This window comes from Phascolarctobacterium faecium DSM 14760, from assembly GCF_003269275.1.
GTDB classification, from domain to species: domain Bacteria; phylum Bacillota; class Negativicutes; order Acidaminococcales; family Acidaminococcaceae; genus Phascolarctobacterium; species Phascolarctobacterium faecium.
The window spans coordinates 85,217-110,818 of the sequence record NZ_QLTS01000007.1 but is presented as its reverse complement, the minus strand read 5'-3'; the positions used below and the strand labels follow the sequence as shown (position 1 = coordinate 110,818).

Sequence of the window (25,602 nt, the reverse complement as noted above, 5' to 3'; positions counted from 1 at the left end):
AGCCCGGTGAAAGAAACGAAGAAGTTTGATATCCTGCGGCCGGTGGCAGAGGGAGAACGGGCCTTGAAATTAGGTGCAGGCGGCGTGATCTGTTTTGCCAATGATCTGCTGCCGATAGATGCCAGAAACTGGTATATACCGGCCGGGCTGTTGTAAATAGATGATAGTATAATTAAAAAGCTGATAAATATAGGCGTTTAAGCGCTTCTATTTATCAGCTTTTATTGTTTATTTCCTCACCCGCAGGCTCTGCGCGGTGAAGGTAACTAACGGTATATAATTTTGTTTTTCAGCATAGGGAAAGACGAACAGTCCGTCAAAGGCTTTCTGATTGCGTTCGCTGTGGGTAAGTACAGCCATGCAATGCTGTCCGTCGGCCGTACAGCTGAGATAAAGATATTGAACGATCAGGTTTTCTGCTGTCCGTCCGCTGCCAGCATCCACTATTTTGACGTTGGTGATCTGCTTGGGCAGCTCCAGCGGCGCCGGGTCAGTATTGTAAGTATAACGCGGGGCTGGGATATATTCGTATTCTTCGTTCGGTCCTAATGGCGGCAGCGGTATCTCGCTTCTGTTTTTGAGCGCTTCGCTGAAGATCCGGTTTTTAACAGGATCATTTTCTGTGGCGGCAAAGGTCATCAAAACAGTGTTGCTTTGGGCCCGCATCAGCATGGGACCTGCAGCAGGCAGTCCGGCGAGGGTATCAGTACCGAAATCCTTGGGCAGCGACAGGCTGTAATAAGGATCGCCGTTATAGGAATAATAATAAAAGTCCTGCGGCCAGATCACGCGCAGCGGTTTTTCCTCAGGGATCGGTGGCTTGATTTTTTTGATCACCGGCTTGGTTGGTTCCGGCTGCATATCAGCAGGCGGAGTTTTGATATCCGAATCGACAGAGGAGGTAGCATTGGATGCAGTATCAGCCGGTGTTTTGGCGTTCGGCTGTGCTTTAGCCGTAGCTGCTGCCAGCCTCTGGGCCTGTGTCTGCGGCGTGATGCTGATGCCTTCAGGCGGATGTCCGTTACTGTTATCAGCTTCTGTATGGACAGAAGGAGCCTTATTTTTGATTTTATCGTTGCCTGGGTCAGCGGCCCAAACAGGGATTATTTCAGCGAGCAGTGCTGCTGTGACGATAGCGGCGAGAAAGAATTTCATGTTTCTTACTCCTTCAGCGGCGCGGCGATAATACCGCCGCCGACTACGTAATCGCCGTCGTAAAATACTACGGCTTGACCTGGGGTGATGGCTCTTTGCGGTTCGTCAAAGGTAACTTTGATTTTACCGTCCGCCAGCGGCTCGATAACTGCCGGTACGTCTTTCTGCCGGTAACGGGTCTTGGCGGTGACACGCAGGGGCGCCTCCAGCTTATCGATCGCGATCAGGTTACAGTTTTCGGCAAGCAGAGCTTTCTGGAACAAAGCATCATTAGGGCCTAAAATAACTGTGTTGCTGGCAATGTCTTTATCAATAACATAAAGCGGGTATTCATAAGCAATGCCCAAACCTTTACGCTGACCGATAGTGTAGTGGATCAGTCCCTGGTGCGTTCCCAGCACCTGACCGTTTTGGTGGATGAATTTACCGGGGCGCGGTTTATTTTTGGTAATGCGTTCGATAAAAGCGGTGTAGTCGCCGTCTGGGACAAAGCAGATATCCTGACTGTCCGGCTTATGAGCCGTTACCAGGCCCCGGTTTTCGCTCATCCGGCGGATCTCGGGTTTGGTAATATCTGCCAGCGGCAGCAGGATATGCGCCAGCTGCTGTTGGGTCAGGTTAAAAAGCATATAGCTCTGGTCTTTGGCGTGGTCGTCGCCGCGGGCCAGCAGCCAGCGGTTTCTGTCAGCGTCGAAAATGATGCGGGCATAGTGACCGGTAGCCAGATATTCACAGTCCATCAACCGGGCGCGATCGAGCAGTTCGCCGAATTTGATGTGTTTATTGCAGTCGACGCAGGGGTTTGGCGTACGGCCGGCTTCGTATTCGCTGATAAAGCGGTCGATGACGCAGCGCCTGAAGCAGGGACTGAAATTGAAGACATAGTGGGGAATGCCCAGCTTGTGTGCAACCAGTTTGGCGTCTTCAACGTCGCTTAGTGAGCAGCAGGTACTGTCCTGCTCCAGTCCCAGATCCTCGTTGGAGAACATACGCAGCGTGGCTCCTGTTACATCGTAGCCCTGCTGCTGCAGGAGCATAGCCGCGGCAGAGCTGTCAACGCCGCCGCTCATGGCGACTAAAACTTTTTTCTTCATAATTTATTATAAAACCTCGTTCGTTCAGGCATCAAAGGAAGCGCAGGCTTCGTTGATAGCGGCTTCGTCTTCGCGCATAGCCAGAATAGTCTTTTCGATCAGCTCGTCGACGGTCCAGCCCAGGTTGGCAGCGCCCTTTTCAATAACGTCGCGCGAGCAGCCGGCAGCGAATTTTTTATCTTTGTATTTTTTCTTGACTGATTTCAGTTCCAGGTCCATAACGCTTTTGGAAGGGCGCATAATGGCAGCGGCGCCGATCAGTCCCGAAAGCTCGTCGATAGCGAACAGCACCTTTTCCATCTGGTGCTGCGGTTCGATATCGTTTTGCGCCAGGCCGTAGCCGTGGCTGGCGGTAGCGCGGATCAATCTTTCGTCCAGTCCGTGTTCGCGCATGATTTCCTGTGATTTGAGACAGTGTTCAGCAGGATAAACTTCAAAATCCAGATCATGCAGCAGGCCGACCTGAGCCCAGAAGCCTGTTTCGTCGGCATAGCCCAGTTCTTTGGCGAAGTATTTCATGATGCCTTCTACCGTCAGCGCGTGCCGCAGGTGAAAAGGTTCCTTATTATATTTTGTCAGCAGCTCCCAGGCTTCACTGCGGGTTAAATCAGCCATGAAAATCAATCCTTCCGTTTATGCGTATTGACGCGTATTTAATAAAATAATTATACCATAAAGGCACGTATGAACACTAGGCTCGAAAATACCTCGCCAAGGGTTCAAACAGTACCATAAAACAAGCGCAGAGGTGTACTCTGCGCTTGTTTGTCAGGAGAGGGTAAAGTTGATTTAGTCGCCGATAAAGCCCGGGGTGGACAGGTAACGTTCACCGGTGTCGGGAAGCATGACGACGATTTTTTTACCGGCGTTTTCGGGTCGCTGCGCCAAAAGCGTAGCGGCATAGGCCGCAGCACCGGAGGAAATGCCGACCAGCAGGCCTTCATTTTTCGCCAGCTCGCGGCTGGTGCTGAAAGCATCTGCCGCGTCGATAGCGATAACTTCATCGACAACGCTGCGGTCAAAGTTTTTGGGGATAAAGTTGGCGCCGATGCCCTGGATCTTGTGCGGGCCGGCCTTACCGCCGGACAGCAGGGGAGAATCGCTGGGTTCGACGGCGACGATCTTGACGCGCGGATTTTTTTCTTTCAGGTAAGCGCCAGCACCGCTGACAGTACCGCCTGTGCCTACTCCGGCAACGAAAATGTCGACTTCGCCGTCGGTATCGCGCCAGATTTCGGGGCCGGTGGTTGCTTTATGGATGGCCGGATTGGCCGGATTAACAAATTGTCCGGGGATAAAAGCATTGGGTATTTCTGCTGCCAGTTCTTCTGCTTTGTCGATGGCACCCTGCATACCCAAAGAACCGGGTGTAAGCACCAGCTCGGCTCCATAAGCCTTCAGCAGGTTGCGCCGTTCAACAGACATGCTTTCAGGCATGGTCAGGATCGTGCGGTAACCGCGTGCTGAGGCTACGCTGGCCAGGCCGATACCTGTATTACCGCTGGTCGGTTCGATGATGACCGAATCTTTTTGCAGCAGTCCCCGGGCTTCGGCGGCGTCGATCATCGCCATGGCGATACGGTCTTTGGCGCTGCCGGCCGGGTTAAAATATTCCAGCTTGGCGATGATAGTCGCCTGCGGAGCAAATTTCCTGTTATAGTTGGTCAGCTCTAAGAGCGGGGTGTTGCCGATCAAGTCGGTCAGGCTACGGTAAATTTTAGTCATGATATCAAAACCTTTCTTTAATAAATTATGCTGCAAGCGGTAATTTACTTACAACATCGGCATTTCTGCCGCTGTTGTTCCACTAAGTCAGCCAAGGTGATGTTATCGACTACTTTATTAACGGCGTCTTTTATTTCACGCCATACTTCCATGGTTACACATTCGTCTGCACGGGTGCAGGCATCCTTGGTATCGTCTACGCAGGCTACCGGGGCCAGATTGCCTTCCAGCAGCCGCAGTATTTCGCCTACAGTATATTCCTGCGGCTCTTTGGCAAGCATATAGCCGCCCTGGGCGCCGCGGGCGCTTTTGACAAGTCCGGCGCGGCTCAGCTGGGTAATGATCTGTTCCAGATATTTGTCGGAAATATCCTGCCGCTGGGAGATATTTTTAATGGGGATGAAGCTGCCGGTATGATTGTAAGCCAGGTCAAGCATCAGCCGCAAAGCATAACGTCCTTTGGTAGAGATTTTCATAAGCACACGTCCTTTCAAAAGCTTGACATTATTTTACTACTAGTTTACTAGGAATTCAATAGCTGAACAAAAAAATTTTTCCTACACAAAAAATTCACAAAATAATCTTGACAAAAATACTGGGAATTACTATACTGAAAGTGTAATCATACTAAACAAGTAGGAATTAAGAAAGGACGGATCGCAATGCGGGAAGTTTATTTAGATAATGCGGCCACGACTAAGGTCAGACCGGAAATAGCAGAGGCTATGGCAAAGGCTATGGTAGAAAATTATGGAAACCCTTCCAGTATATATAAGGCAGCACAGCATGCGGCAACAGCTATTGCCGCTGCCCGTCAGCAGGTTGCGGATCTGATCGGCGCGTCACCTAAGGAAATCATTTTTACAGGCGGCGGCAGTGAGGGTGATAATATGCTTATTAAAGGCGTGGCTCATGCCAATGTCAAGAAGGGACGGCACATTATCACTACGCAGGTCGAGCATCACGCTGTACTGCATACCTGTGAAGAACTGGCGAAGGAAGGCTTTGAGATCACTTACCTGCCGGTAGACGAATTCGGCAGGGTTACAGCGGCCCAGGTAGAGGCCGCCTTACGCGACGATACGATCCTTGTTTCGGTGATGTATGCCAATAATGAGATCGGTACGATAATGCCGATCAGAGAGATCGGCGCAGTCTGCCGCGCACATAAGGTGCTGCTGCATACTGACGCAGTACAGGCGGCAGGTCATATCCCTATTGATGTTACCAGCGACAATATCGATCTTTTAACATTGACGGCGCATAAATTTCATGGACCAAAGGGCGTAGGCGCGGTGTATATCCGTCAGGGTGTGCGTGTACCGGCGCTGATCGTCGGCGGCGGGCAGGAAAAAGGCCTGCGTGCCGGCACTGAAAATACGGCCGGGATCATCGGTATGGGGCTGGCAGCTGCTTATGCGAAAGAAAATATGGAAGCCAATGCCGAAAAAACACGTGCTTTGCGTGACAAATTGATCGAAGGGATTTTGGCAAAGATCCCTGAAGTAAGGTTAAACGGACATCCTACTGACCGACTGCCGAATAATGTAAATGTCAGCATCAGATATATTGAAGGCGAAGGCCTGCTGCTGCTGCTTGACCATATGGGTATCGCGGCTTCCAGCGGCAGTGCCTGCACTTCCGGGTCTCTGGACCCGTCGCATGTTCTGCTGGCTATCGGACTGCCGCATGAGATCGCGCATGGTTCGCTGCGTCTGACCTTGTCGGAAGAAAACAGCAGTGCCGATGTCGATTATGTTTTGGAGCAATTACCGTTGATCGTTGAAAAATTAAGGGCGATGTCGCCTCTTTACCACAAGTAAGAAAGCAGGTGTAGTTTATGGCATACAGTGAAAAAGTAATGGATCATTTTATGAATCCCCGTAATGTGGGTGTGATGCCCGATGCCGACGGCGTCGGCGAGGTAGGCAATGCCAAATGCGGCGATATCATGAAGATTTTTATTAAAGTCAAAGACAATATCATTACCGATATCAGTTTCCAGACTTTTGGCTGCGGTGCGGCTATCGCTACCAGCAGTATGGCAACAGAGCTTGCTAAAGGCAAGTCTGTCGAGGAAGCGCTGGAACTGACTAATCTGGCGGTAGCTGAAGCACTTGACGGACTGCCGCCGATCAAGATGCATTGTTCCAACCTGGCAGCTGATGGCTTGCGTGCCGCGATTTATGACTATAAGGTCAAAAACGGTATGTCGACCGAAGGTATTGAAGTGTGCAGCGGCTGCTGCCACGACTGCGGTCACTGACAGCTGTTTTACTGTTAAGATTTTTCATCTCCAACCCCTCCTTTTATTCACATTAGTTTTACAGAAAAGCCGATGGTTAGCGCCATCGGCTTTTTTGTGGTAAAATAGGAAGTATAAATTATAAAATCAATAATTTACCGTCGGAGGATGAAACAATGGCAGCAATCGATATTGAAAAAGAGTTTAAGCATTATCTGGAGATCTTTACCCATGACGAGGAACTGGGAAAGATTTTGGCAAAGGTATCTTTTCAGGAATTGTTCAACGATAAATTTTTAACGGAAAACAGTAAATATACCTCGATGGACGATCTGATCTGGCGCAGCGGCTTCGGCATCATGAATCTGCTGGAGGTAGAACAGGTGAACCAGGATAAATGGAACGAATATATTGCCAGGAATACTGAATGTAAAACCTGGCATGAATTCGGCAAACTGGCCATGATCGACTGGATGAAGCATAAATTGGAAGAAGCGAAACAGGCCAAAAACTGATTTGAGCGGCACCGAGGCGAAGGCTTCGGTGCCTTTTATTTTAAGGAAGTGATTTTATGGCGGCAGTCTTACACGCACTGCAGGGCATTTTGACTATCGTTATTATGATAGCTACCGGTTTTTATCTGTCCCGTAAGGGCTGGTTTTCTGAAAGCTTCAGCTCGGCTGTGGCCCAGCTGGTGACCAAGGTCTGCCTGCCTACCTATATGATCGTCAATCTGACGGTCAATTTCAGCCACGATCAGCTGATCGAGATGAGTGGCGGTCTGCCGGTACCGATCATTTCCATGGCATTGGGCTATTTTATCGGCCATGCGGCAGCACGGCTGCTGAAGGTGCGGCGTGACCGGGTCGGCGTGTTCTGTACTGTCTTTTTTGTTTCCAACACTATTTTCATCGGCCTGCCGATGACGCTGGCTTTGTTCGGTGAAGAAGGTATTCCTTATGTCATGCTGTATTATATGGTCAATACTACGATGTTCTGGGTCGTAGCCGTGCACGATATGGCGTCTGATGCCGGTGTGGCGGCACCGTGGCTCAGCAGAAAGACTCTGAAAGTGGTTCTGAACCCGCCGCTGTTAGGTTTTTTGGCAGGAATTATTTTGGTAATGCTTGATTGGCGGCTGCCGATGCCGATCGAAGCTTCTTTTCGTTATCTGGGCGGAATGACGACGCCGCTGGCCATGCTGTTTATCGGTATCGCGATCAGTAAAGCGTCCTGGAGCGAGATCAAATTTGACAGAGAGCTGACGGCGGCAATGGTGGGAAGGTTTGTGATCTGTCCGCTGTGCGTTATGGTCTGTCTGCCGTTTTTTGCGCTGCCGAAATTGATGAGCGATGTATTTGTTATGCAGGCGGCTATGCCGGCGATGACGAACACTTCTATTGTAGCTAAGGTTTATGGCGGCGATTACAAGTATGCGGCGATGCTGACGGTGGTCAGTACACTGCTGGCAGTAATAACGACGCCGTTTTATATGTGGGTGCTGCGTGGTTAGATCTGTTCGCCTGATTGCAGAAACGTTCGCCTTAAAACCCTAAAACACGAACAAATTTTTAGAAAAACTCTTGACAAACAAAACAGTTCGGTTTATTATATGTTTAACGAACAGATGTTTCGAAAGGTCGTGGAGTTATGAAGAAGTTGTTTGTATTAATGCTGATGACCACTATTTTATATACAGGCTATAATTTTTTACAGGATGATACTGTTTATCATTACGAACAGATCACTGTACATACAGGCGATACCATGTGGGCTATCGCTGACCGCTGGGCCGATCAGGACGAAGATGTACGCGAAGTCATTTACCGTATCTGCGAAACCAATGCGCTGGCGAATACGAACCTGCAACCGGGACAGAAGCTTTTAGTACCGGTCAGGATGCAGTTTGTCGATCAGCTGATGGTGGCAGAGGCCGGCGATATCAAAGGCTGATAATTACGGCGCCGGCGTAGGAAACTGATTCAAAAGTAAATAATATGCGTTAGGGCGCAGTAAAAAAGACGTGCCTGCCTTTTGGCAGACGCGTCTTTGTGTTTTTTAGCTTTCTTTTTTTATGGGATTTTATCCGATGGAAAAGAAAGCTTTTTTATTTTTGAGAAGTCTATTTTTCGACGTAAATACAGAAAATAGCGGGCGGGCAGCTTGCTGCCGGCCGCGTACCCGTTAACGCGGCAGAAAAAGTAAATCTTACTAAAAATTTAACGTGTCTTGTGGGGGGTACAGACGTGGTATAATATAAAACAATATAACTGATATATTAAAAATATTTCCCAAAATAAATGTTTGATGGTGTAAGGAGAATAAAAATGAAAACTAAAATCATAAGCCTGATGCTGGTGTTGAGCTGCGCCGGCGCTTCGGCTGCCACAGCTTTGCCAAACAGCAGCGGGGATCTGCGCGCTTTGGAAGAAAACAGGGCGGACGGGGATAAAACGGCTGTTCTGACAAAAGAAGAAACAAACACTGATGTGAGCGGCAGCAGAAAGTTTTATCTGCAGAATTTTGTCTTTACCAGTGAAGATGCTATCCAGCAGGACGTATTGGCTGCGCTGGTAGAAAGCTATTGCGGACGTGAAGTCGATTTTAATGAACTGCAGCAGGCGGTCAATAAGTTGACTGCGTATCTGCGCGGACAGGGCTACGCGGTTGCTACTGCTTTTTTGCCGCAGCAGGAAATCACTGACGGTATCATTGAAGTCAAAATAGTCTTAGGGCGGTTAAGCTATGTACAGGTCAATAATACTTCGGCTCTGGCGGAAGGACAGGCAGAAAAAGCCGCAGGGATTCTGCAAAAGGGAGAGCTGCTGCGTACAGACCGGCTGGAAACAGTTTTGAATAATATCAACGATCTGGCCGGCGTTACAGCCGTAGGTGTTTTGCGGGCTGGGCAGGCCAATGGTACCAGCGATTTTGTGATCGATCTTCGGGCTGATAAACCGCAGCAGACGATTTTATACACTGATAATTATGGCAATAAATACAGCGGCAGATACAGATATGGCTTTCAGACAACGATCAACAATCCCGGCAGGATCGGCGATAAATTTTTTCTGGGTGGGATGCTTTCAAATGATAACCTGCATAACTATAATTTGGGTTACGAAATGCCGGTCGGCAGCCGCGGGACAAAACTGGGCGTCAGCTATAGCCTGATGGATTATACGCTGAGCGGCTTTTATAATATCCTTGACGCGGTCGGACGGGCTAAAACTTTCAGCATTTATGGCAGTACGCCGTTGATAAATACTGCTTCTGATCACCTGGCGGCAGTTTATGGCTACGATAACCGCCAGCTGAAAGATGAGCTGCGTACCTTTGGCATCGATACAAAAAAACACAGTAATGCACTGTATGCCGGCATAGCGGGCAATATTAAAGGTGCCGGCAGTTATACTGGCTACAGCGCTTTATATTATGCGGGACGGCTAAGTTATGACGATGCCAGCAGCTACACGGAAGGCAGCTATCACAAATTCAATACTGACGTCAATCATATCCGCAGATTAGGCAATGTTTTGAATCTGCATGTAAATTTCCACAGTCAGCTGGCCAGCAAAGATCTGGATGGCAGCGAACAGTTTGTTCTAGGCGGCGCTAACGGTGTGCGGGCTTATCCGCAGGGTGAAGCCAGCGGCGACAGCGGCTACCAGGCTACGGCAGAACTGCGTTATGCCACTCCCGTACCTGATCTGACTCTGGCAGCTTATGTGGATTGGGGCGAAGTCGAGCTGTCTAAAAGTTATGCTCAGCACCGCGGTCTGGCCGGTTGGGGACTGGGCCTGCAGTACGCCAAGGCTGACGATTACTATCTGCGGCTTGACTATGCGCGCAAGCTGGGCAGTGAAGAGTTTACCAGTGAAGAAAGCGATAAAAACGGCAGGCTGTGGTTTTTGGCCTACAAACTGTTTTAATATCGGTCAAGGATAAGGAGCTGTGTGAAGATGAAAAATGAGAAAATGCTTTTATATAAAAAGATCATGGTCACGATTGTAAGCAGCGGCATGCTGCTTTTGCCAAACTGGGGCTATGCCCTGCCGCAGGGCGGCCAGGTCGTGGGCGGCAGTGGCAGTATCGGCTCTCCTGGCGGCGGTGCAATGGATATTACCGGCAACGGCGGCAATCTGGCTATAGACTGGGACAGCTTTAATATAGCCCAGGGAGAAACAGTAAATTTTAAAAATATGCAGGCCGTTTTAAATTATGTGACGGGCAGCCAGCGCAGCGAGATTTTCGGTAAGCTGAATGGCAACGGCGCGCATGTCTTCCTGCTCAATCCCAACGGGATCTTGTTTGGTGCCGCGGCAGAGGTCAATGTAGGCAGTCTGACAGCATCGACAAGAAGTCTGCCGGAAGAGGCCCGTAAAGGCTTTAACGGGACTTTGGGAAATTTGGATGCCGATGGTATTTCCAAAATCCAGGCCGATATTGTTAATTTAGGAACGATCGCTGCCGACGCCATAAATTTTGAAGGTAATAATATCTCGATCATCAAGGCTGATACGCTGCAGATACAAGGCGGCGACCTGGGTAAAGTCAGTTTAAAGGCCAAGGACAATATCAACATCGGCTACGAGGTGACGGATAAGACTACCATTGATGTAGGCGATGGCAGCGGGGGGCATACTGTCAGCGATTACAGCAAAGGCGGCGGAACAAAAGCCAGCAGCTTGGGCATTGTCACAGCGGCCTTAGACGGCAGTGAAAAAAATATTACTGATTGTATGCTGGTACATGACGTATATGAGCTGCAGGCGATCAATAATAATTATGAAACCCAAAAAAACAGTGCAAATTTTGACTATAGTTATGTCAATGGCGATTATATGCTGGCTAACGAAATAGATGCTTCTGTTACCAGCAGCTGGAACAGCGGTCAGGGGTTTGCGTGCCTTGGCGCTTTAAAACAGCTGCCCATGGGAACCCCAAGTGGATTTCAAGGCGGGTTCACCGGCAGTTTGGACGGTATGGGGTATACTATCAGTGATTTAACGATCGAGCGCAGCGGAGAATCGTATGTTGGTTTATTTGGCTGCCTGACGGAAAGCGCGCGTGTAACGAATTTGACACTTTCCGGAAGTATCAGCGGACAAAGCAGCGTCGGCGGCATAGCAGGAAAAAACCTGGGGCTGATCCGTAATGTTGCCAATAAAGCCGCTGTCAAAGGTAATTCTTCGGTAGGTGGTATCACCAGCACTAATTATGGTACGGTGGAATTTGTCAGTAACAGCGGCAGTATCACAGCAACAAATGGCGGTAGTGTTGGCGGCATTGCCAGCAGTAATGGTGACGGGAACAAAACTGGTATTATAAAGTACGCTGAAAACACTGGTGCTGTTATTGGCTGGGGAAATCTCGGCGGCATCGCCGGTGTCAACAATAGTAAGGGGACTATTGAAAACGCTGTTAATCAAGGCTCTGTTACAAGCAATGTGGACGACAGTACCGGTTTTGGGGGGATCAGCGGGATCAATAAAGGGACAATAAAAGATGTGGTCAACGAAGGCGACGTTAAGATATATAAAGAGGGAACAATGGGTGGCAATTCGGTAGGCGGTATAAGCGGCAATAACATAGATAAGGGAACTATCGAAAATGCTGTTAATAAAGGCGCTATCCTTGGCGGCGTAGCTGTAGGCGGGATCGTTGGGGAAAATTCCGGCAGTATCAGGAACACTGAGAACAGCGGTAATATTATCGGTGTTATTTCTGCTGCCGGAGGGATCGTAGGCAGAAACGCGAATGGAAAAGGATCGGTCATCGAGGCCTTTAACAGCGGTGATGTGAGCGGCAATGGTTATATAGGCGGTATCGTTGGTAACAATAAAGGCGGTTTGATTGAAGCTGCAGCGAATGAAGGCAATATTTCTGCAGATCAGCAGCTCGCTGGCGGTATTGCCGGTTATAATACCAATGGCGGGAAAATAGTAAATGCTTCTAACAAAGGTATTATCACCAGCGGTAATTCTAAAGGGGATAGTTTTGCCGGCGGTATCTGTGGTTTTAATTCCGGCGGCAGTATCGCAAACAGCTATAATACAGGGGACGTAACTGCTGATGGAAATTATGTCGGCGGGGTCTGCGGCGCTAATGCCAATGCGCTGGTTGACGGTGTGTACAATACCGGCGCTGTCGAGGGCGCGGATAATGTGGGCGGTGTTGCCGGTTATGACGGCAATGATGAGGAGCTAGACTATGCCAGTATCAAAAATGCTTATAATACCGGCAGTGTCAGCGGTAATAAAAATATCGGCGGTATTTTAGGGCTGGGAGAATATGGCAGCGTTGCTAATGTTTATAATTTAGGCAAGGTCAGCGGCAGTGCTGACGTAGATGCAATTATGGGCGCGTCCGATACAGAAGCAGTTTCTGCCGTCCGGAATGCCTATTTCCTCACCGATAGCGGTTACCAAAAATACGGTGAAGGAACAGTATATGCTACGACAGCAGAGTTCAATCAGGCTTTCGCAGATGGGCTGGGAGAAGAAGATAAAAAAGTCTGGCAGACCGATCAAAAACAGACGGCACCGTATCTGAAGCCGTTTCTGCAGGAAATCAGCGGTGATGTGGGCAGGCTGGAAGCTGCAGCTGGCAGTGATTTTAAGGCCGCGCTGCTTGCCAAACTGCAGGAGTTGGGTATAAATGTAGACCCTGATAAAATCCTGGGATTAGATGGTTTGGCAGCCGGTGAATATGATTTGGGCGAGCTGCTGTATTCTACGCAGGACGGCTATGCTCTGCAGCTGACAGGCACATTGGTGGTAAAATCCGGTACTCAGCCGGAACCTAAACCAGAGGCTCCCGCTACAGATGACAAGTATACGGCCACTTTGACCAGCCTTCAGAAAAAAGTTGTGCAGGCGTGGGAACAGAGCCTGGTCAATGACAGGGATTGGCATATTGAAGAAAATCGTAAAATACAGCTGGAGAATAATTCAGTAAAAATCGAGCCCGTGCTTTTTGATGAAGTGAATCTGCAGGATGAAGAAACGCCGGCAGAGTAAAAAAACACAAAGGACAAGCAGTTTAACTGCTTGTCCTTTGTGTTTTAAAGAGGGTAAAAGTTTCTGCAGCAAGTATAGCCGCTGTTTTATCTGGCCATCCGGTAAATATTTTCCATATCGGCAGCGTTCAGGGTGACGAAGCCGCCGATCGTTCTTCTGCCCATAAAGCTGCATTTGTGTGCCAGCTCTTTGATTTGGGTGTCGGTGAGTTCGATTTCCATGTCGCTGATCGAGGTAGGCATACCAATGGAACGGAAAAAGTCTTCCATGGCGGCGATTCCTTCAAGCGCTGTTTTTCCGTCATTGCCGAAGCTGTAGGGAACATTCAGTACGTTGACTGCCAGTTGTGCGAAACGGCAGGGGTTTTGTTTGAACACATAGCGGGCCCAGCTGCCCCAGATCGCTGCAAGGCCTGCGCCGTGAGCAATATCGAACATACCGCCCAATTCATGCTCCAGCTGGTGGGAAGCCCAGTCGCCCTGACTGCGGTCGCCGGTGATGTCATTATGGGAAAGCGTGCCTGCCCACATGATCTCGGCGCGGACGTCATAGTCGGCAGGCTTCTGTAAAGCCAGTCGGGCATTGCGCATGACGTTGCGCAGCAGAGCTTCGGCCATGCTGTCAGTCAACGCCAGGGAGGTAACGCCGGGTTTGGTAAAGTAACGTTCTAAAGTATGGACGATGATATCTGTACAGCCGCTGGCTGTTTGGTAGGCCGGCAGCGTGCAGGTCAGCTCAGGATTTAAAATGGCAAATTTACAGTAGGCATAGGGCGACTGCAGTCCGCGTTTTAACCAGCCGTCTTCATTGGTAATGACTGACGCGTTGCTCATTTCACTGCCGGCCGCAGCAATGGTAAGGACGGCACCGATAGGGGCGCAGGCCTGCGGCGCTTTGCCGCTGTAATAGTCCCAGACGTCGCCGGGATTGGTGATGCCATAACCAATGGCCTTGGCACTGTCGATAACGCTGCCGCCGCCTACGGCGAGAATAAAATCAACTTTTTCCCGCCTGCAGATTTCGATGCCTTCATAAACCTTGCTTAAACGGGGATTAGGCACAACGCCGCCCAGGGTCACATAGGGCAGTCCTGCTTTCTGCAGTGCGCCGCAGACACGGTCAAGCAGACCGGACTTTTGGGCGCTGCTGCCACCGAAGTGTACCAGGACCTTGCTTGCTCCTTGTGTTTTGCAGAGTTCACCAACCTCGGCTTCGGTATTTTTACCGAAAAGTATTTTTGTAGGTGCGTAATATTTAAACTGTTCCATAATAACAGCTCCTTTGCTGCGGCAAATGCTGCCGCTGTAAAATCTTCTTAAACCTATCGTATCGCAAAACAGGCAGTTTGTAAAATGCAGAAGTTTCATAAAATTATCGGCAGGAGAAATATTTTGTGATTTCTTGGTGAACAATTTGCAAAAGAGCAAGAGTTTTGTTTGTTGATGTCGAATTGAAACGATAAATCTGAAATGATTCAGGCAGAGGAGGTAATATTATGCAGGGAAAAAAATGGATCGCCGCGGCACTGGTCTGCGGATTTTTACTGGGACAGGGAACGGCTCCGGCGCAGGCCGGTATTTTGGGTACCGTAGTTAAAGGCGGCGCTGTATCGTTATTGGTCAGCCAGTTTGCCGACCAGCTGAACAGCGCTATCAATACTTTGACGGCAAAATATCCTATCTCCAGCGATTACGCTACCAAGGTAGTGCCGATCATTACCGTGGGTGACGGAAGTTATGCCGGCGCTGCTCAGGTATCGGGACCGAAGGAGCAGGTAGATAAATGTCAGGCTGCTTTGCAGCTGGAGGCTTCCTTCTTTAAAAGCTTCCGTGCGAAAGCGCTGATCCCGGTCGATAAGGTCGCTATCAGCGGTATCAACCGCGTGCAGGGTGTGGGCGTATCGGCCCAGATCGATGTAAAGATCTAACAGCTTAAAACAATTTAAAAAGTGTAAGTCCGCAGGCTGATGTATGTCAGCCTGCGGACTTTTTTTATTTGCACGGGTATTTTAAGGGTCATGCTTTAACAAACCTTTAAAGAAAGGTGAAATTCTTTACAAGAACTTAAAGCCTTCTTAATTCAAAGCAAAGAAAGCTTTGTTATGATGACAGTGTTTCCAGATGCAAGCAAAATTTCAGTACTTGTGAAAAAGGAGAGAAGGAAATGAAATCAAGAAAATTATTCAAGGTCTGCGCCCTGCTGATGCTGGCAGTAATGAGCTGTTTGCTGTTCAGCGGCTGCGGCGGTCAGTCTGAGCAAAAGAAATTTGTGATCACTTATCTGCCGAATGAATCGACAGATAAAAATGCCGATGCCAGAAAAGGTATGGCGGGCGATTTGAGCAAGGTTTTGGGAATGGAGGTCACAGAGCTGGTATCTAACGATTATAATGCGGTGATTGAGGCTATGCGTACCGGTAAAGCCGATATGGCTTATTTTGGACCGTTAAGCTTCTGCCTGGCTTATGAACGTGCAGGTGCAGAACCGATCGGGATGATTGCCAAGGATAAAGATAAAAAGAACGCGACTTATAAGTCTGTTCTGGTTACGAGCAGCAAGAATACTGATATCAATAGTATCCAGGACATCAAAGGGAAAACGATGGCGTTCGTTGACCCGAATTCCACTTCCGGCAATCTGATCCCTTCAGCGGCGATTATGAAAGCATTTCCCGGTGAGAAGCTTTCGATGGATGATCTGCATACTAATGGCAAATTTTTCCAGGCAGTCAGCTTTTCCGGCAAGCATCAAGCAGGTCTGGCGGCTGTAGTCAAGGGTGATGTGCAGGTAGCTCCTATCTCTGATGCAATTCTGGCGGCTGAGATCAATGCGGGACGTGTCAGCAAAGATGACGTTAAAATTATTTTCGCTTCTGATCCGATCCCGTCCGAACCGATGGCTCTGCGCAGGGATCTGCCGGCAGAAGTGAAGGAAAAGGTAAAAAACTTTATCCTGAGCTATGACAATGCCGCTTACTACAAAGGGGTAATGGGTGCAGAGGATAAGCGTTTCGTAGAATGCAGTATTGAAGATTACAAAGGTATCATTGATCTGAACAAAGCCCTGAGCAGCAGTAAATAAGTTGGAGCAGAGGCCGGCGCTGTCCGGCCTTTTTTATAGGAGGAAGCATGAGCACGGTTTTAAAAATGGAGCATATCGAGAAAGTTTATGGCAATCAGGTCCGCGCTTTGCATGATATCAGTCTGGAGGTCAGAGCCGGAGAATTTGTCGCTGTTATAGGTCCTTCCGGATCGGGCAAGTCCACCCTGCTGAGAACGGTCAATCAGCTGGTAGTCCCCAGCGGAGGTCATGTATACATCGACGGCGAGGAAGTTACCGGTGCGTCCGGCAAAAAGCTGCGGCTGCTGCGGCGTAAAGTCGGGATGATCTTTCAGCATTATAATCTTGTGCAGCGGCTGTCGGTAATGCAGAACGTGCTGCATGGGCGCTTGGGTTATATGTCGGCGTTGGACGGGATGCTGGGTAATTATACGGAAGAGGATAAACGTAAGGCGATTGACTTGCTGCAGGAAATCGAGATGGGCGATCGTTTATATAACCGTGCCAGTGATCTTTCGGGCGGTCAGAAACAGCGCGTAGGTATTGCCAGGGCGATTATGCAGGAACCGAAGCTGCTTCTTTGTGACGAACCGATCGCTTCACTGGACCCTAATGCGTCTAAAATCATTATGGACCTGATCTATCAGATGACGCAGCGCCGTAATATTGCCTGTATCGTCAATCTGCATCAGCTGGATGTGGCCATGCGTTATGCTACGCGCATCATCGGTCTGGCAAAAGGAGAAATGATTTTTGACGGAACCCCGCAGCAGCTGAATAATGCAGTGATAGAGAAAATTTATAATACTTCGATGGAAAATCTGATCATTAAGCAGGGTGAAAATTATGCCTGAAAAAATAAGTATAATGAATCCCCGTGAAAAACAGGTTTATACCTGGTTTTTAGTGGTCGTGCTGGTTTTGTTCTGCCTGGCGACTTATATTTCCCGTTTTAATCCGCTGGAGGTGCTTTGGGAACAGGGAGAATTCTGGAAATTTCTGTTTCAGGATTTCCTGCCGCCACGCTTCAATGCTTCGCCGGTAGTAGTAGAATCGATTCTTGTAACTTTTGCGTTGGCGGTTTCGTCCAGCTTCGTTGCGGCAGTGTTTGCTTTTCTTTTCGCTGTGTTCGGCAGCACTTCTTTATCACCCTGGAAGGGACTGGCCAGAACGATCCGGGGGTTTGCCACTTTTCTGAGGAATATCCCGACACTGGTCTGGGCTTTTATTCTTTTTTCGTCACTGGGTATTGGTACCGGGGTTGGTTTTATTGCTTTGCTGATTTCGACCTTTGCCTTTATGACAAGAGCGTTTATTGAAGTGATCGACGAGGTATCCTGTGATGCAATGGAAGGGCTGACGGCCTGCGGCGGTACGTTTTGGCAGAAGGTCTGTCAGGGTATCGTACCGACCTGCCTGACACAGTTTATCGCCTGGTTCCTGTACTGCATCGAACTTAATATACGCGCGTCGACTATTGTGGGAATGGTAGGAGGCGGGGGGATCGGGCTGGTGCTGTTTTCCTATATCAAGTCGTTTAATTATGCCGGCGCGGCAGGAATTATTCTGGTTATTGCGGCGATGGTCATTATGGTGGAATTTTTAACTAATTATCTGCGAAGAAAGGTGTTGACATAAAATGGAGCAGACTTTTGTACAGGCGAGGGTGCAGTGTCTTGAGTTCAGTAACGGCAGGATCCGTGTTGCCCGCAGCGGGCAGGATAGTGAGCTGCGCTGGTTTTTAGCAGCTGTAACAGTCGTTTCGATAGTGGCGTTATATTATCTGCAGTTGGATTGGCTGAAGCTTATTTCCAGGCTGCCTGATCTGGGGAAGACCTTTGGTTTGCTGGCGCTGCTGGATTTTCACGATTTTGGGCTGACGCTGGAGGCCTTTTCCCAGACAGTGGCAATAACTGTGCTGGCAACTATTTACAGCGTTCTGCTGGGATTGGTATTAGCTGCCTTTGGTGCCCGTAACCTGATGAAAAATAAATTTGTGACGTATGCTCTGAGCGCGTTCTTTACGTTTCTGCGTGCCGTACCGACACCGGTTTGGGTATTGCTGGCGCTGGTCTGTCTGGGGTTGGGGCCTGCTGCGGGCATCGTAGGACTGTGTGTGCATGCCACAGCTTTTTTTGCCAGGGCTTTTACGCAAAGCTTTGAAGATGTGCCTGAGGAAGTGATCGAGGCGCTTGAGGCAACAGGAGCCAGTAAGCTGCATATTTTTTTGTCTGCGATACTGCCTGCGGCAGCTTCGCAGATCATGGCCTGGACTGGTCTGCGTTTTGAAATAAATTTTTCTGAATCAGCGATCCTGGGGATGATCGGTGCCGGCGGAATCGGCTTTGCGATTGCGAATAATATCCAGGGCTATCAGTTTGGAGCCGCAGGGCTGGCGATCGTACTGGTTTTTGGATTTGCCTATTGCGTGGAGCTGGTTTTTACAACAATCAAGAAAAACTATATCTGACAGATAAAGGGTGATGTTATGGAGAAAAAAGAGTTGTTCCGTATTATGGCGGCCGCCGATGGCAGTATGCTGCGTGAGCTGGCTCAGCCGCTGGCTGAAAAATATGGTGTCAGCGTTGTGAAGGCGCCTGCTAAAACACTGGCGATGATCAAGCTGCGTGAGCCGGTAAAAAACAGTCTGTTTTATCTGGGTGAGGCGTTGGTGTGCGATACAGTTGTGGAACTGGGCGGCACTAAAGGGACAGCTGTTGTGCTGGGTGATGATTTTGACAAAGTCAGTTCCATGGCGGTGATCGATGCTGCTTTTAACAGGCAGGTCAGCGAACTGGATGAACTGAAGACAGTGCTGCAGCGGCTGTCTATGCGGCAGCAGCGGGAACAGGAACTGGAAAACGGATTGTATGCCAAAACGATGGTTGATTTTCAGACTATGGATCAGGAGTAAAGATAATGCAGAAAGCTTATGAATTTGATTTTGTATATGACACTCAGGCTGCTTTTCGTCTGCTGCTGGAAGCGCTGAGCAATCCGGGACGCATCGTTGAGCTGGGACCTCTGGCCCGGAAACTGGGTGGAGCTTATGCCATGCCGCTGACTGTGGCGGCAGTGCTTTTGGACAATGAGGTCAGTTTTGCAGTCTGCGGTTCTCCTGCGCTGGCAGAGAAAATTACTGAGCTGACTCTGGCTAAAACAGCTGCTGTGAGTAAAGCGGATTATATCTTTGTGACGGAGAATGCGGATTGGCAGGAAGCAGTACAGGCTGCTAAGTGCGGTACACTGCGCGATCCTCATAAAAGCGCGACTGTCATTTTGTGCACAGCGGATCTGCAGGCAGGCAAGCTGCAGCGGATCAGCGGGCCCGGGATCAAGGCTGTCCAGGAAATCATTATGTGCCCGGAACTGCAGGCGGCTTTGGGGAAACGTGATGAGCAGGAATATGAGTATCCGCTGGGCCTTGATTTTTTTGTGCTGGATCAGCGGGGCTGCCTGATGGGTATACCACGTAAAACAAGAATAGAAAGCAGGTGAACAGATGGCTTATGTGGCAGTTTCCGGCGGTCAGGAAGCAATAGAGGAAAGCATCAGGCTGCTGCATTGTATGCGCGGCAGTACTTTTAAAGAGCTGGAAGTAGAAGCGATAGAAAAAAAGCTGGGCCTTTTAGTGGACCGGGTAATGAGCGAGTCTGGCTTATATGCGCCGGCTTATGCGGCACTGGCTTTGAAACAGGCGGAAGGCAGTATCGAAGAAGCAGTGTTTTTGCTGCGGGCTTATCGTTCGACTTTGAGCCGCAATTATTATACCCTGCCGGCCAGCGGGACAGAGATGCGCGCTGTCCGCAGGATCTCGGCAGCCTTTAAGGATATTCAGGGCGGACAGATTCTGGGAGCGACCTATGATTATACACATCGGTTGATTGAATTTAACCAGCCGTCGGCAGTGGAATTATGCGCCCGGCGTCAGTGCTGCCTTAAAGAGGCGAAGCCTGTGCCGGTAGTAAAGCTGCCACGGGTTTCGGAGTATCTGAAGGCAGAGGGATTGATCGACAGCTGTGAGATCGATGATATGGAACCTGTGGATGTAACGAAGAATGTTCTGGAATTCCCTGCTGACAGAAGCGCGCGTCTGCAGACTCTGACCCGGGCTGACGGGGGCTTTATCGGCGGACTGGCGTATAGTTCGATCCGTGGTTATGGCGCCGTACATCCAACTGTAGGTGAACTGCGCTGCGGCTATGTGGAGCTGGAAGTACCATATTTGTTTGACGAGACGGAAAGCATCTGCATCGGTGAAATTTTGCTGACGGAAGTAGAGGGCTTTATTCCTGAGGATGACGATAAGAAACTGAAATTGGCAGTAGGCTACGGTGCAGTTTTGGGGCGGAACGAAAACAAGGCGATCTCGATGGCGGTGCTGGACGCGTCGTTGGAAACAGAAGGGCCTACTCCTGCACAGGATGAAGAATTTGTACTGCTGCATGGTGATTCGCTGGAGATGAACGGCTTTATTTCTCATTTGAAGCTGCCGCATTACGTTACCTTCCAGTCTAAGCTGGACAGCGTACGCAAGACCAGAAAGGAGCCGGAGCATGAATCCTGAATATAATTTTGCTTTCCTGGACGAAGGTTCTAAACGGGAAATCAGGCGCAGTATTTTAAAGGCGGTGGCTGTACCCGGTTATCAGGTGCCGTTCGGCTCGCGCGAACTTCCGATAGGGCGCGGCTGGGGGACGGGAGGCATTCAGCTCACTTTGTCGCTGATCGGCCCGCGTGATGTTTTGAAGGTTATCGATCAGGGCAGCGACGATAGTGTCAACGCTGTCAATATCAAGAAATTTATCAATTTGTGCAGCGATGTGGCGACTACTACAGACAGTACGGAAGCAACCCTGATCCAGACGCGTCATCGTATACCCGAGGAACCGCTGCGTAATGACCAGCTGCTGGTTTTTCAGGTGCCTTTGCCGGAACCGCTGCGGGTGATAGAACCAAGCGAGGAAGCAACGAAGCTGATGCATGCAGAAGCAGATTACACGGGCATTTGGCTGCAGCTTTATGAAAGCATTATGAAATATGGCAAGGTCACGATTGCTACGGAATATCCGGTTACTGTTGAGGACAGATATGTTATGAACCCCAGTCCGATCCCGAAATATGACAATCCCAGGCTGCATGAGTCGGAATGTCTGTATTTATTCGGAGCAGGGCGCGAGAAGAAAATTTATGCGATCCCGCCTCATACAAAGGTCGTGTCGCTGGCGTTTGACGATGTGCCTTTTGAGATCGAACATATGGAAGGTCGCCGCTGCCGTTTATGTGGAGCGGAAAATGTTTATTTTGACGAGCTTATCGACAGAGAGACAGGCGCTGTCAGCTATCAGTGCTCGGATACAGGTTACTGCTCTAAACGAAGGCTGCGCAAGGAGGCGGACTGCTGATGCGTACTAAAGAGGAATATTATGAAGATACATTAAAAAACAGGGCCTTGCTGGAGAGCCAGGAGGTGCTGGACTGCAGTTGTCCTTATAGCCGCTGCGAATGGCACGGGAAGTGCCGCGAATGTGTAGCGCTGCATCGTTATCACGCTGAGCATCTGCCCTGTTGCCTGCAGCCGCTGCTGAGGGAGAAGATCACGGTGCTAGCGGGGTGCTGTGAAATGGAAACCACTTCCAGAGTCAAAGAATCTGAGAAATTCCGTGAATATGTAAAAGAACAGGATGCTGTGCGCGGAAAGGGGCGGCAGATATGATTAATAAAGAAGAGGCCGTTTTACAGGTGCGCGATCTGCTGCTGCGTTATGGCAACGGCTGCGAGTGCTGCCGCAGCCGGCAGCCGATGGAAAAGAACCGCTGTCCCCGCTGCGGTACTGTCTGGGCTGTACGCAATGTATCCTTTGACGTTTATCCCGGAGAAGTATTAGGCATTGTCGGTGAATCAGGCTCAGGAAAATCCAGCGTGATGAAAAGTCTGTATTTCGATCATGAAGTAACAGGAGGAAGTGCCTTTCTGAAGCAGTATCAGGATGGAAAGGTCAATGTTTTCGGCGCCAGTTCACAGCAGCGCCGGTATATCAAAAATCATCTGATGGGGATGGTTTATCAGAATCCTCTGCTGGGTCTGCGTATGGATTATTCATCTGCTGCCAATGTTGCTGAAAAGATCATTGCCGCCGGCAATCGTAATGTAGCTTTTATGGACGGCAGAACAGTGGAGCTTTTGGAAGCGGTGGAGATACTGACTTCCAGGCGTGCGGAACCGCCCAGAAATTTTTCGGGCGGTATGCAGCAGCGGGTACAGATCTCCAAGGCGCTGGCCAATAATCCGGGGCTGCTGCTTTTGGATGAGGTCACCACCGGGCTGGATCTTTCGGTACAGGCCAAGGTTTTAGACCTGATCAGGAAAATACGCAGCCGTTATAATATTTCGATCATTCTGGTTTCGCATGATCTGGCAGTGATCAGGATGCTGGCAGACAGGACGATGGTCATGCTGGATGGCCAGGTAGTGGAAAGCGGTCTTACCGATCAGATTTTAGAGGATCCGCAGCATGCTTATACACAGCAGCTGGTACACTCATTGCTCTAACAGCGGCGCTGCCGCGGGAAAGGATGACTATGAAAACAGCTATTTATAATGGTAAACTGATCACACCTGCCGAGGTGTTGGAAAATAAAGTGCTGGTGTTGGAAAATGACCGTATTATTGATATTCTTGCAGAGGACGTTATCGATCTGGGGCAATATGATGAAAAAATCGATGCGCACGGAAGGTATGTCTGCCCCGGTTTTATCGATACTCATTCTGACAAGATCGAACAGATCATTCAGCCGCGTCCTACCAGCGTGATGGATTTCGAGATGGGACTGAAGGAGATCGAGCGGCAGTTGATCAATCAGGGGATCACAACGATCTACCATTCGATATCACTCTACCAGGACGATTATTTTGGGGCTTCGGAGCTGCGCTATAAGAAAAATGTGCTGAAGCTGGCTGAGCTGATCAATAATATCCACGAGCGTCATCACCTTATTCATCATCGTCTGCATTTGCGGATCGAGATCGATAATCTGGAAGCGTTTGATATCGTCAGCAAAATGCTGCGGGAAAAAACAGTGCATGAGATATCGTTTATGGACCATACGCCCGGGCAGGGGCAGTACCGCAATATCGAGACTTACCGCAAAACTATTACCGCTTATCACGGTGAAACTGTAACAACGCTGGGGTTTGAGGGCGTGCTGGAACATCATAAAAACAAACGGACCCTGAGCTTTGAACAGCTGCATGAGCTGGCGGAACTGGCCAGGGCTAACGGAATCCCTGCAGCGTCACATGATGACGATACTGCTGCCAAGCTGCAGGTAAATAAGGAGCTGGGCGTTGCTATCAGTGAATTTCCCATTACGATCGACGTTGCCAGGCAGGCACAGCAGTTAGGTTTGGCTACAGTGGTCGGAGCTCCTAATATTCTGCTGGGCGGTTCACATACCGGCAATCTGTCTGCGGCAGAAGCGGTCAAGAAAGGCTGCGCCGATATTCTCTGCTCCGACTATTATCCTGCGGCAATGTTGCACAGTATTTTCATTATGCATGAGCAGCACGGCGTGCCGCTGCCGGAAATCGTCAATAAGCTGACGCTGAATCCGGCCAGAGCGATGTGTATCGATAACGATTATGGCTCGTTGGCGGTGGGAAAAAAGGCCGATCTGCTGATTATCAAGATTTTAGACGGTTATCCTGTTATTACTCACGCTTTGGTTGACGGCAAGGTTATTTCACAGTTGGAATACAGGGTTTAGGAGGAGTTATGGAGATACTTGCCATTGAAGGGCTGACGAAAAATTTTTATCTGCATAATTTGGGCAAAACTATCAAGAGCTGCCGCGATATCGGTTTCACGCTGCATGAGGGTGAATTTATCGGTATAGTGGGGCGTTCCGGCGCCGGTAAGTCGAGCATTCTTAAATGTATCAACCGTACCTATCTGCCGCTGCAGGGTACGATCGTTTATAATAGTCAGGCTTTTGGGCCTATTGATCTGGCTCAGGCCGACGAGCGGCAGATGCTGCAGCTGCGCCGCTATGAAATCGGTTATGTGGCTCAGTTTCTGAATGTGATGCCGCGTACGACGGCAAAAGAGCATGTTATGTCGGCACTGCTGGAAATCGGCGTCGCCGCCGGCGAGGCCGAGCGCCGTGCTAAGGAAATGCTGGATTATTTTCGTTTGCAGGAGGAATTGTGGGATATTTATCCGCAGACCTTTTCCGGAGGTGAAAGGCTGCGTTTGAATCTGGCGCACGCTATGGTCAAACGGCCGCGGCTGATGCTGCTGGACGAACCAACGGCGTCTCTGGATAATAAGACTAAAGTTTTAGTAAAGGATATTCTGCAGCAGTTAAAAGAAGAAAAGACCAGTATGCTGGGAATTTTTCATGATCTGGAATTTATGGAAGGCGTTTGTGATAAGGTCTTCAATATGTCCGAAGGGAGTTTTGCCTGATGCGCGGTGATCTGCACTTACATTCTGCATATTCTGACGGCAGCGCTACGGTGATTGAATTGATCCAGAAGGCGGTGAGCAAGGGGCTGACTCATATCGCCATTACCGACCATGACCGGGTGCCGCGCTGCGGTGATATTCCGCCGGTCACTGCTTTGAAGGTGATGCCTGGAATCGAGATTTCGGCCTATGATTTTCAAAAGCAGCGGAAGGCGCATATTTTAGGTTATGCCATGCGTGACACGAGATCAGTGACGGCCTTCTGCCGTCCGCTGCTGGAACGCAGGCAGGCTAATAGCCTGCGCCAGATCGCACTTCTGGCAGAGCATGGTTTTCGTATCCGTCCTCAGAATTTTGTGAAACGGGCCGGACACGTTATTTACAAACAGCATCTTATGGAATATTTGGTGGCGACGGAGCAGGTAGAAGAAATGTTTGGCACTTTTTATCATGAAACATTTAAAAACGGCGGTTATTGTGATTTCGATATTGAGTACCTGGATGCTGCCGCTGCCGTGCGTGTGATTACAGAAGCCGGAGGATTGGCAGTATTGGCCCATCCGGGGCAGCAGCAAAATCTTGAGCTTGTGCCTGAACTGGTCGGGTATGGCTTAAAGGGTATTGAGCTGGAACACCGTAAAAATACAGAGGCTGATAAAGAAGCTATCAGACAGATGGCTGTTCAATACGGTTTATTTCTTACCGGCGGCAGCGATTACCACGGCACACTGGAGGATGGCAGCAGTGAGCTTGGTTCCTGTCTGGCGACGGAAAACGCGCTGCGGATAATATTTAATAATAACAGCGATAAATAAAAAGAACGCATTATCCAAT

At 49.4% G+C, this 25,602-nt stretch carries 27 protein-coding genes; 21 read left to right on the top strand and 6 right to left on the bottom strand.

The window, feature by feature from the left end; all coding sequences use genetic code 11:
* Positions 1-228: 228 nt before the first annotated feature.
* From C8D73_RS08520 to C8D73_RS08500, 5 genes are all read right to left on the bottom strand, one after another.
* On the bottom strand, positions 229-1,155 hold the full coding sequence (locus C8D73_RS08520) for a hypothetical protein (RefSeq protein ID WP_021717787.1): 927 nt from the start codon (positions 1,153-1,155) through the stop codon (positions 229-231).
* A 5-nt stretch (positions 1,156-1,160) separates the two neighbouring features.
* On the bottom strand, positions 1,161-2,249 hold the full coding sequence (mnmA, locus tag C8D73_RS08515) for a tRNA 2-thiouridine(34) synthase MnmA (protein WP_113077917.1): 1,089 nt from the start codon (positions 2,247-2,249) through the stop codon (positions 1,161-1,163).
* Between the two features lie 24 nt (positions 2,250-2,273).
* The gene (locus C8D73_RS08510) at positions 2,274-2,864 is read right to left on the bottom strand and encodes a hydrolase (RefSeq protein ID WP_113077916.1); all 591 of its coding nucleotides are present in this window, start codon (positions 2,862-2,864) and stop codon (positions 2,274-2,276) included.
* A gap of 174 nt (positions 2,865-3,038) precedes the next feature.
* Entirely contained in the window at positions 3,039-3,974 is a 936-nt protein-coding gene (cysK, locus tag C8D73_RS08505; protein ID WP_021717784.1) for a cysteine synthase A, read from the bottom strand.
* Between the two features lie 44 nt (positions 3,975-4,018).
* The gene (locus C8D73_RS08500; protein ID WP_021717783.1) at positions 4,019-4,450 is read right to left on the bottom strand and encodes an RrF2 family transcriptional regulator; all 432 of its coding nucleotides are present in this window, start codon (positions 4,448-4,450) and stop codon (positions 4,019-4,021) included.
* A 186-nt stretch (positions 4,451-4,636) separates the two neighbouring features.
* On the opposite strand from C8D73_RS08500, the gene nifS reads away from it, so the two are divergent.
* The 7 genes from nifS (at position 4,637) to C8D73_RS08465 (ending at position 13,241) form a co-directional block, all read left to right on the top strand.
* Positions 4,637-5,797 carry a cysteine desulfurase NifS gene (gene nifS / locus C8D73_RS08495; RefSeq protein WP_113077915.1) on the top strand — a complete coding sequence of 387 codons (1,161 nt, stop codon included), beginning with the start codon at positions 4,637-4,639 and terminating at the stop codon, positions 5,795-5,797.
* Positions 5,798-5,814: 17 nt separating this feature from the next.
* Positions 5,815-6,240 (top strand): Fe-S cluster assembly scaffold protein NifU, encoded by a 426-nt coding sequence (nifU, locus tag C8D73_RS08490; RefSeq protein WP_021717781.1) that lies wholly within the window; start codon positions 5,815-5,817, stop codon positions 6,238-6,240.
* Between the two features lie 155 nt (positions 6,241-6,395).
* On the top strand, positions 6,396-6,734 hold the full coding sequence (locus C8D73_RS08485; RefSeq protein ID WP_021717780.1) for a hypothetical protein: 339 nt from the start codon (positions 6,396-6,398) through the stop codon (positions 6,732-6,734).
* Positions 6,735-6,790: 56 nt separating this feature from the next.
* Positions 6,791-7,732 carry an AEC family transporter gene (locus tag C8D73_RS08480; protein WP_113077914.1) on the top strand — a complete coding sequence of 314 codons (942 nt, stop codon included), beginning with the start codon at positions 6,791-6,793 and terminating at the stop codon, positions 7,730-7,732.
* A 137-nt stretch (positions 7,733-7,869) separates the two neighbouring features.
* Positions 7,870-8,172: a LysM peptidoglycan-binding domain-containing protein gene (locus tag C8D73_RS08475; RefSeq protein WP_113077913.1), complete on the top strand. Its 303-nt coding sequence runs from the start codon at positions 7,870-7,872 to the stop codon at positions 8,170-8,172.
* Between the two features lie 374 nt (positions 8,173-8,546).
* Complete coding sequence (locus C8D73_RS08470; RefSeq protein ID WP_170123195.1) at positions 8,547-10,151, top strand: ShlB/FhaC/HecB family hemolysin secretion/activation protein; 1,605 nt, start codon at positions 8,547-8,549, stop codon at positions 10,149-10,151.
* Positions 10,152-10,181: 30 nt separating this feature from the next.
* Positions 10,182-13,241 (top strand): filamentous hemagglutinin N-terminal domain-containing protein, encoded by a 3,060-nt coding sequence (locus tag C8D73_RS08465; RefSeq protein WP_113077911.1) that lies wholly within the window; start codon positions 10,182-10,184, stop codon positions 13,239-13,241.
* A gap of 86 nt (positions 13,242-13,327) precedes the next feature.
* On the opposite strand, the gene C8D73_RS08460 is transcribed toward C8D73_RS08465, so the two are convergent.
* Positions 13,328-14,509 carry an iron-containing alcohol dehydrogenase gene (locus C8D73_RS08460; protein ID WP_113077910.1) on the bottom strand — a complete coding sequence of 394 codons (1,182 nt, stop codon included), beginning with the start codon at positions 14,507-14,509 and terminating at the stop codon, positions 13,328-13,330.
* 227 nt (positions 14,510-14,736) lie between these two features.
* Here C8D73_RS08460 and C8D73_RS08455 point away from each other — a divergent pair, with 227 nt between their 5' ends.
* From C8D73_RS08455 to C8D73_RS08390, 14 genes are all read left to right on the top strand, one after another.
* Positions 14,737-15,168, top strand: a complete 432-nt coding sequence (locus tag C8D73_RS08455; RefSeq protein WP_021717776.1) for a hypothetical protein — start codon at positions 14,737-14,739, stop codon at positions 15,166-15,168.
* 236 nt (positions 15,169-15,404) lie between these two features.
* Positions 15,405-16,322, top strand: a complete 918-nt coding sequence (locus tag C8D73_RS08450; protein WP_113077909.1) for a phosphate/phosphite/phosphonate ABC transporter substrate-binding protein — start codon at positions 15,405-15,407, stop codon at positions 16,320-16,322.
* A gap of 47 nt (positions 16,323-16,369) precedes the next feature.
* A complete protein-coding gene (phnC, locus tag C8D73_RS08445; protein WP_021717774.1) occupies positions 16,370-17,155 on the top strand; it encodes a phosphonate ABC transporter ATP-binding protein in 786 nt (261 codons plus the stop codon).
* Positions 17,148-17,939: a PhnE/PtxC family ABC transporter permease gene (locus tag C8D73_RS08440; RefSeq protein ID WP_021717773.1), complete on the top strand. Its 792-nt coding sequence runs from the start codon at positions 17,148-17,150 to the stop codon at positions 17,937-17,939. The genes phnC and C8D73_RS08440 overlap by 8 nt, the downstream gene beginning before the upstream one ends.
* 1 nt (position 17,940) lies before the next feature.
* The gene (locus C8D73_RS08435; RefSeq protein WP_113077908.1) at positions 17,941-18,771 is read left to right on the top strand and encodes a PhnE/PtxC family ABC transporter permease; all 831 of its coding nucleotides are present in this window, start codon (positions 17,941-17,943) and stop codon (positions 18,769-18,771) included.
* 18 nt (positions 18,772-18,789) lie between these two features.
* The gene (phnG, locus tag C8D73_RS08430) at positions 18,790-19,215 is read left to right on the top strand and encodes a phosphonate C-P lyase system protein PhnG (protein WP_046430974.1); all 426 of its coding nucleotides are present in this window, start codon (positions 18,790-18,792) and stop codon (positions 19,213-19,215) included.
* 5 nt (positions 19,216-19,220) lie between these two features.
* Entirely contained in the window at positions 19,221-19,799 is a 579-nt protein-coding gene (gene phnH, locus C8D73_RS08425; protein ID WP_021717770.1) for a phosphonate C-P lyase system protein PhnH, read from the top strand.
* A 4-nt stretch (positions 19,800-19,803) separates the two neighbouring features.
* Entirely contained in the window at positions 19,804-20,868 is a 1,065-nt protein-coding gene (locus C8D73_RS08420) for a carbon-phosphorus lyase complex subunit PhnI (RefSeq protein ID WP_113077907.1), read from the top strand.
* Complete coding sequence (locus C8D73_RS08415; protein ID WP_021717768.1) at positions 20,858-21,706, top strand: alpha-D-ribose 1-methylphosphonate 5-phosphate C-P-lyase PhnJ; 849 nt, start codon at positions 20,858-20,860, stop codon at positions 21,704-21,706. Before C8D73_RS08420 ends, C8D73_RS08415 begins: the two co-directional genes overlap by 11 nt.
* Positions 21,706-22,017 (top strand): hypothetical protein, encoded by a 312-nt coding sequence (locus tag C8D73_RS08410; RefSeq protein WP_113077906.1) that lies wholly within the window; start codon positions 21,706-21,708, stop codon positions 22,015-22,017. The genes C8D73_RS08415 and C8D73_RS08410 overlap by 1 nt, the downstream gene beginning before the upstream one ends.
* Positions 22,014-22,853: an ATP-binding cassette domain-containing protein gene (locus C8D73_RS08405; RefSeq protein WP_113077905.1), complete on the top strand. Its 840-nt coding sequence runs from the start codon at positions 22,014-22,016 to the stop codon at positions 22,851-22,853. Before C8D73_RS08410 ends, C8D73_RS08405 begins: the two co-directional genes overlap by 4 nt.
* Positions 22,854-22,882: 29 nt before the next feature.
* Entirely contained in the window at positions 22,883-24,067 is a 1,185-nt protein-coding gene (locus C8D73_RS08400; RefSeq protein ID WP_113077904.1) for an alpha-D-ribose 1-methylphosphonate 5-triphosphate diphosphatase, read from the top strand.
* 8 nt (positions 24,068-24,075) lie between these two features.
* Positions 24,076-24,768, top strand: coding sequence for a phosphonate C-P lyase system protein PhnL (locus tag C8D73_RS08395; RefSeq protein ID WP_113077903.1), 693 nt, complete (start codon positions 24,076-24,078; stop codon positions 24,766-24,768).
* Complete coding sequence (locus C8D73_RS08390; RefSeq protein ID WP_113077902.1) at positions 24,768-25,583, top strand: PHP domain-containing protein; 816 nt, start codon at positions 24,768-24,770, stop codon at positions 25,581-25,583. Before C8D73_RS08395 ends, C8D73_RS08390 begins: the two co-directional genes overlap by 1 nt.
* Positions 25,584-25,602: the final 19 nt, after the last annotated feature.

Bases quoted from the DNA above. Each gene is read 5' to 3' on its own strand.
- C8D73_RS08500 (WP_021717783.1), bottom strand. From the start codon at position 4,450: ATGAAAATCTCTACCAAAGGACGTTATGCTTTGCGGCTGATGCTTGAC.
- C8D73_RS08460 (WP_113077910.1), bottom strand. From the start codon at position 14,509: ATGGAACAGTTTAAATATTACGCACCTACAAAAATACTTTTCGGTAAA.
- C8D73_RS08395 (WP_113077903.1), top strand. From the start codon at position 24,076: ATGGAGATACTTGCCATTGAAGGGCTGACGAAAAATTTTTATCTGCAT.
- mnmA (WP_113077917.1), bottom strand. From the start codon at position 2,249: ATGAAGAAAAAAGTTTTAGTCGCCATGAGCGGCGGCGTTGACAGCTCT.
- C8D73_RS08435 (WP_113077908.1), top strand. From the start codon at position 17,941: ATGGAGCAGACTTTTGTACAGGCGAGGGTGCAGTGTCTTGAGTTCAGT.
- nifS (WP_113077915.1), top strand. From the start codon at position 4,637: ATGCGGGAAGTTTATTTAGATAATGCGGCCACGACTAAGGTCAGACCG.
- C8D73_RS08520 (WP_021717787.1), bottom strand. From the start codon at position 1,155: ATGAAATTCTTTCTCGCCGCTATCGTCACAGCAGCACTGCTCGCTGAA.
- phnC (WP_021717774.1), top strand. From the start codon at position 16,370: ATGAGCACGGTTTTAAAAATGGAGCATATCGAGAAAGTTTATGGCAAT.
- C8D73_RS08480 (WP_113077914.1), top strand. From the start codon at position 6,791: ATGGCGGCAGTCTTACACGCACTGCAGGGCATTTTGACTATCGTTATT.
- C8D73_RS08410 (WP_113077906.1), top strand. From the start codon at position 21,706: ATGCGTACTAAAGAGGAATATTATGAAGATACATTAAAAAACAGGGCC.
- nifU (WP_021717781.1), top strand. From the start codon at position 5,815: ATGGCATACAGTGAAAAAGTAATGGATCATTTTATGAATCCCCGTAAT.
- phnH (WP_021717770.1), top strand. From the start codon at position 19,221: ATGCAGAAAGCTTATGAATTTGATTTTGTATATGACACTCAGGCTGCT.
- C8D73_RS08415 (WP_021717768.1), top strand. From the start codon at position 20,858: ATGAATCCTGAATATAATTTTGCTTTCCTGGACGAAGGTTCTAAACGG.
- C8D73_RS08475 (WP_113077913.1), top strand. From the start codon at position 7,870: ATGAAGAAGTTGTTTGTATTAATGCTGATGACCACTATTTTATATACA.
- C8D73_RS08465 (WP_113077911.1), top strand. From the start codon at position 10,182: ATGAAAAATGAGAAAATGCTTTTATATAAAAAGATCATGGTCACGATT.
- C8D73_RS08390 (WP_113077902.1), top strand. From the start codon at position 24,768: ATGCGCGGTGATCTGCACTTACATTCTGCATATTCTGACGGCAGCGCT.
- C8D73_RS08510 (WP_113077916.1), bottom strand. From the start codon at position 2,864: ATGGCTGATTTAACCCGCAGTGAAGCCTGGGAGCTGCTGACAAAATAT.
- C8D73_RS08440 (WP_021717773.1), top strand. From the start codon at position 17,148: ATGCCTGAAAAAATAAGTATAATGAATCCCCGTGAAAAACAGGTTTAT.
- cysK (WP_021717784.1), bottom strand. From the start codon at position 3,974: ATGACTAAAATTTACCGTAGCCTGACCGACTTGATCGGCAACACCCCG.
- C8D73_RS08455 (WP_021717776.1), top strand. From the start codon at position 14,737: ATGCAGGGAAAAAAATGGATCGCCGCGGCACTGGTCTGCGGATTTTTA.
- C8D73_RS08450 (WP_113077909.1), top strand. From the start codon at position 15,405: ATGAAATCAAGAAAATTATTCAAGGTCTGCGCCCTGCTGATGCTGGCA.
- C8D73_RS08400 (WP_113077904.1), top strand. From the start codon at position 22,883: ATGAAAACAGCTATTTATAATGGTAAACTGATCACACCTGCCGAGGTG.
- C8D73_RS08405 (WP_113077905.1), top strand. From the start codon at position 22,014: ATGATTAATAAAGAAGAGGCCGTTTTACAGGTGCGCGATCTGCTGCTG.
- C8D73_RS08485 (WP_021717780.1), top strand. From the start codon at position 6,396: ATGGCAGCAATCGATATTGAAAAAGAGTTTAAGCATTATCTGGAGATC.
- C8D73_RS08420 (WP_113077907.1), top strand. From the start codon at position 19,804: ATGGCTTATGTGGCAGTTTCCGGCGGTCAGGAAGCAATAGAGGAAAGC.
- C8D73_RS08470 (WP_170123195.1), top strand. From the start codon at position 8,547: ATGAAAACTAAAATCATAAGCCTGATGCTGGTGTTGAGCTGCGCCGGC.
- phnG (WP_046430974.1), top strand. From the start codon at position 18,790: ATGGAGAAAAAAGAGTTGTTCCGTATTATGGCGGCCGCCGATGGCAGT.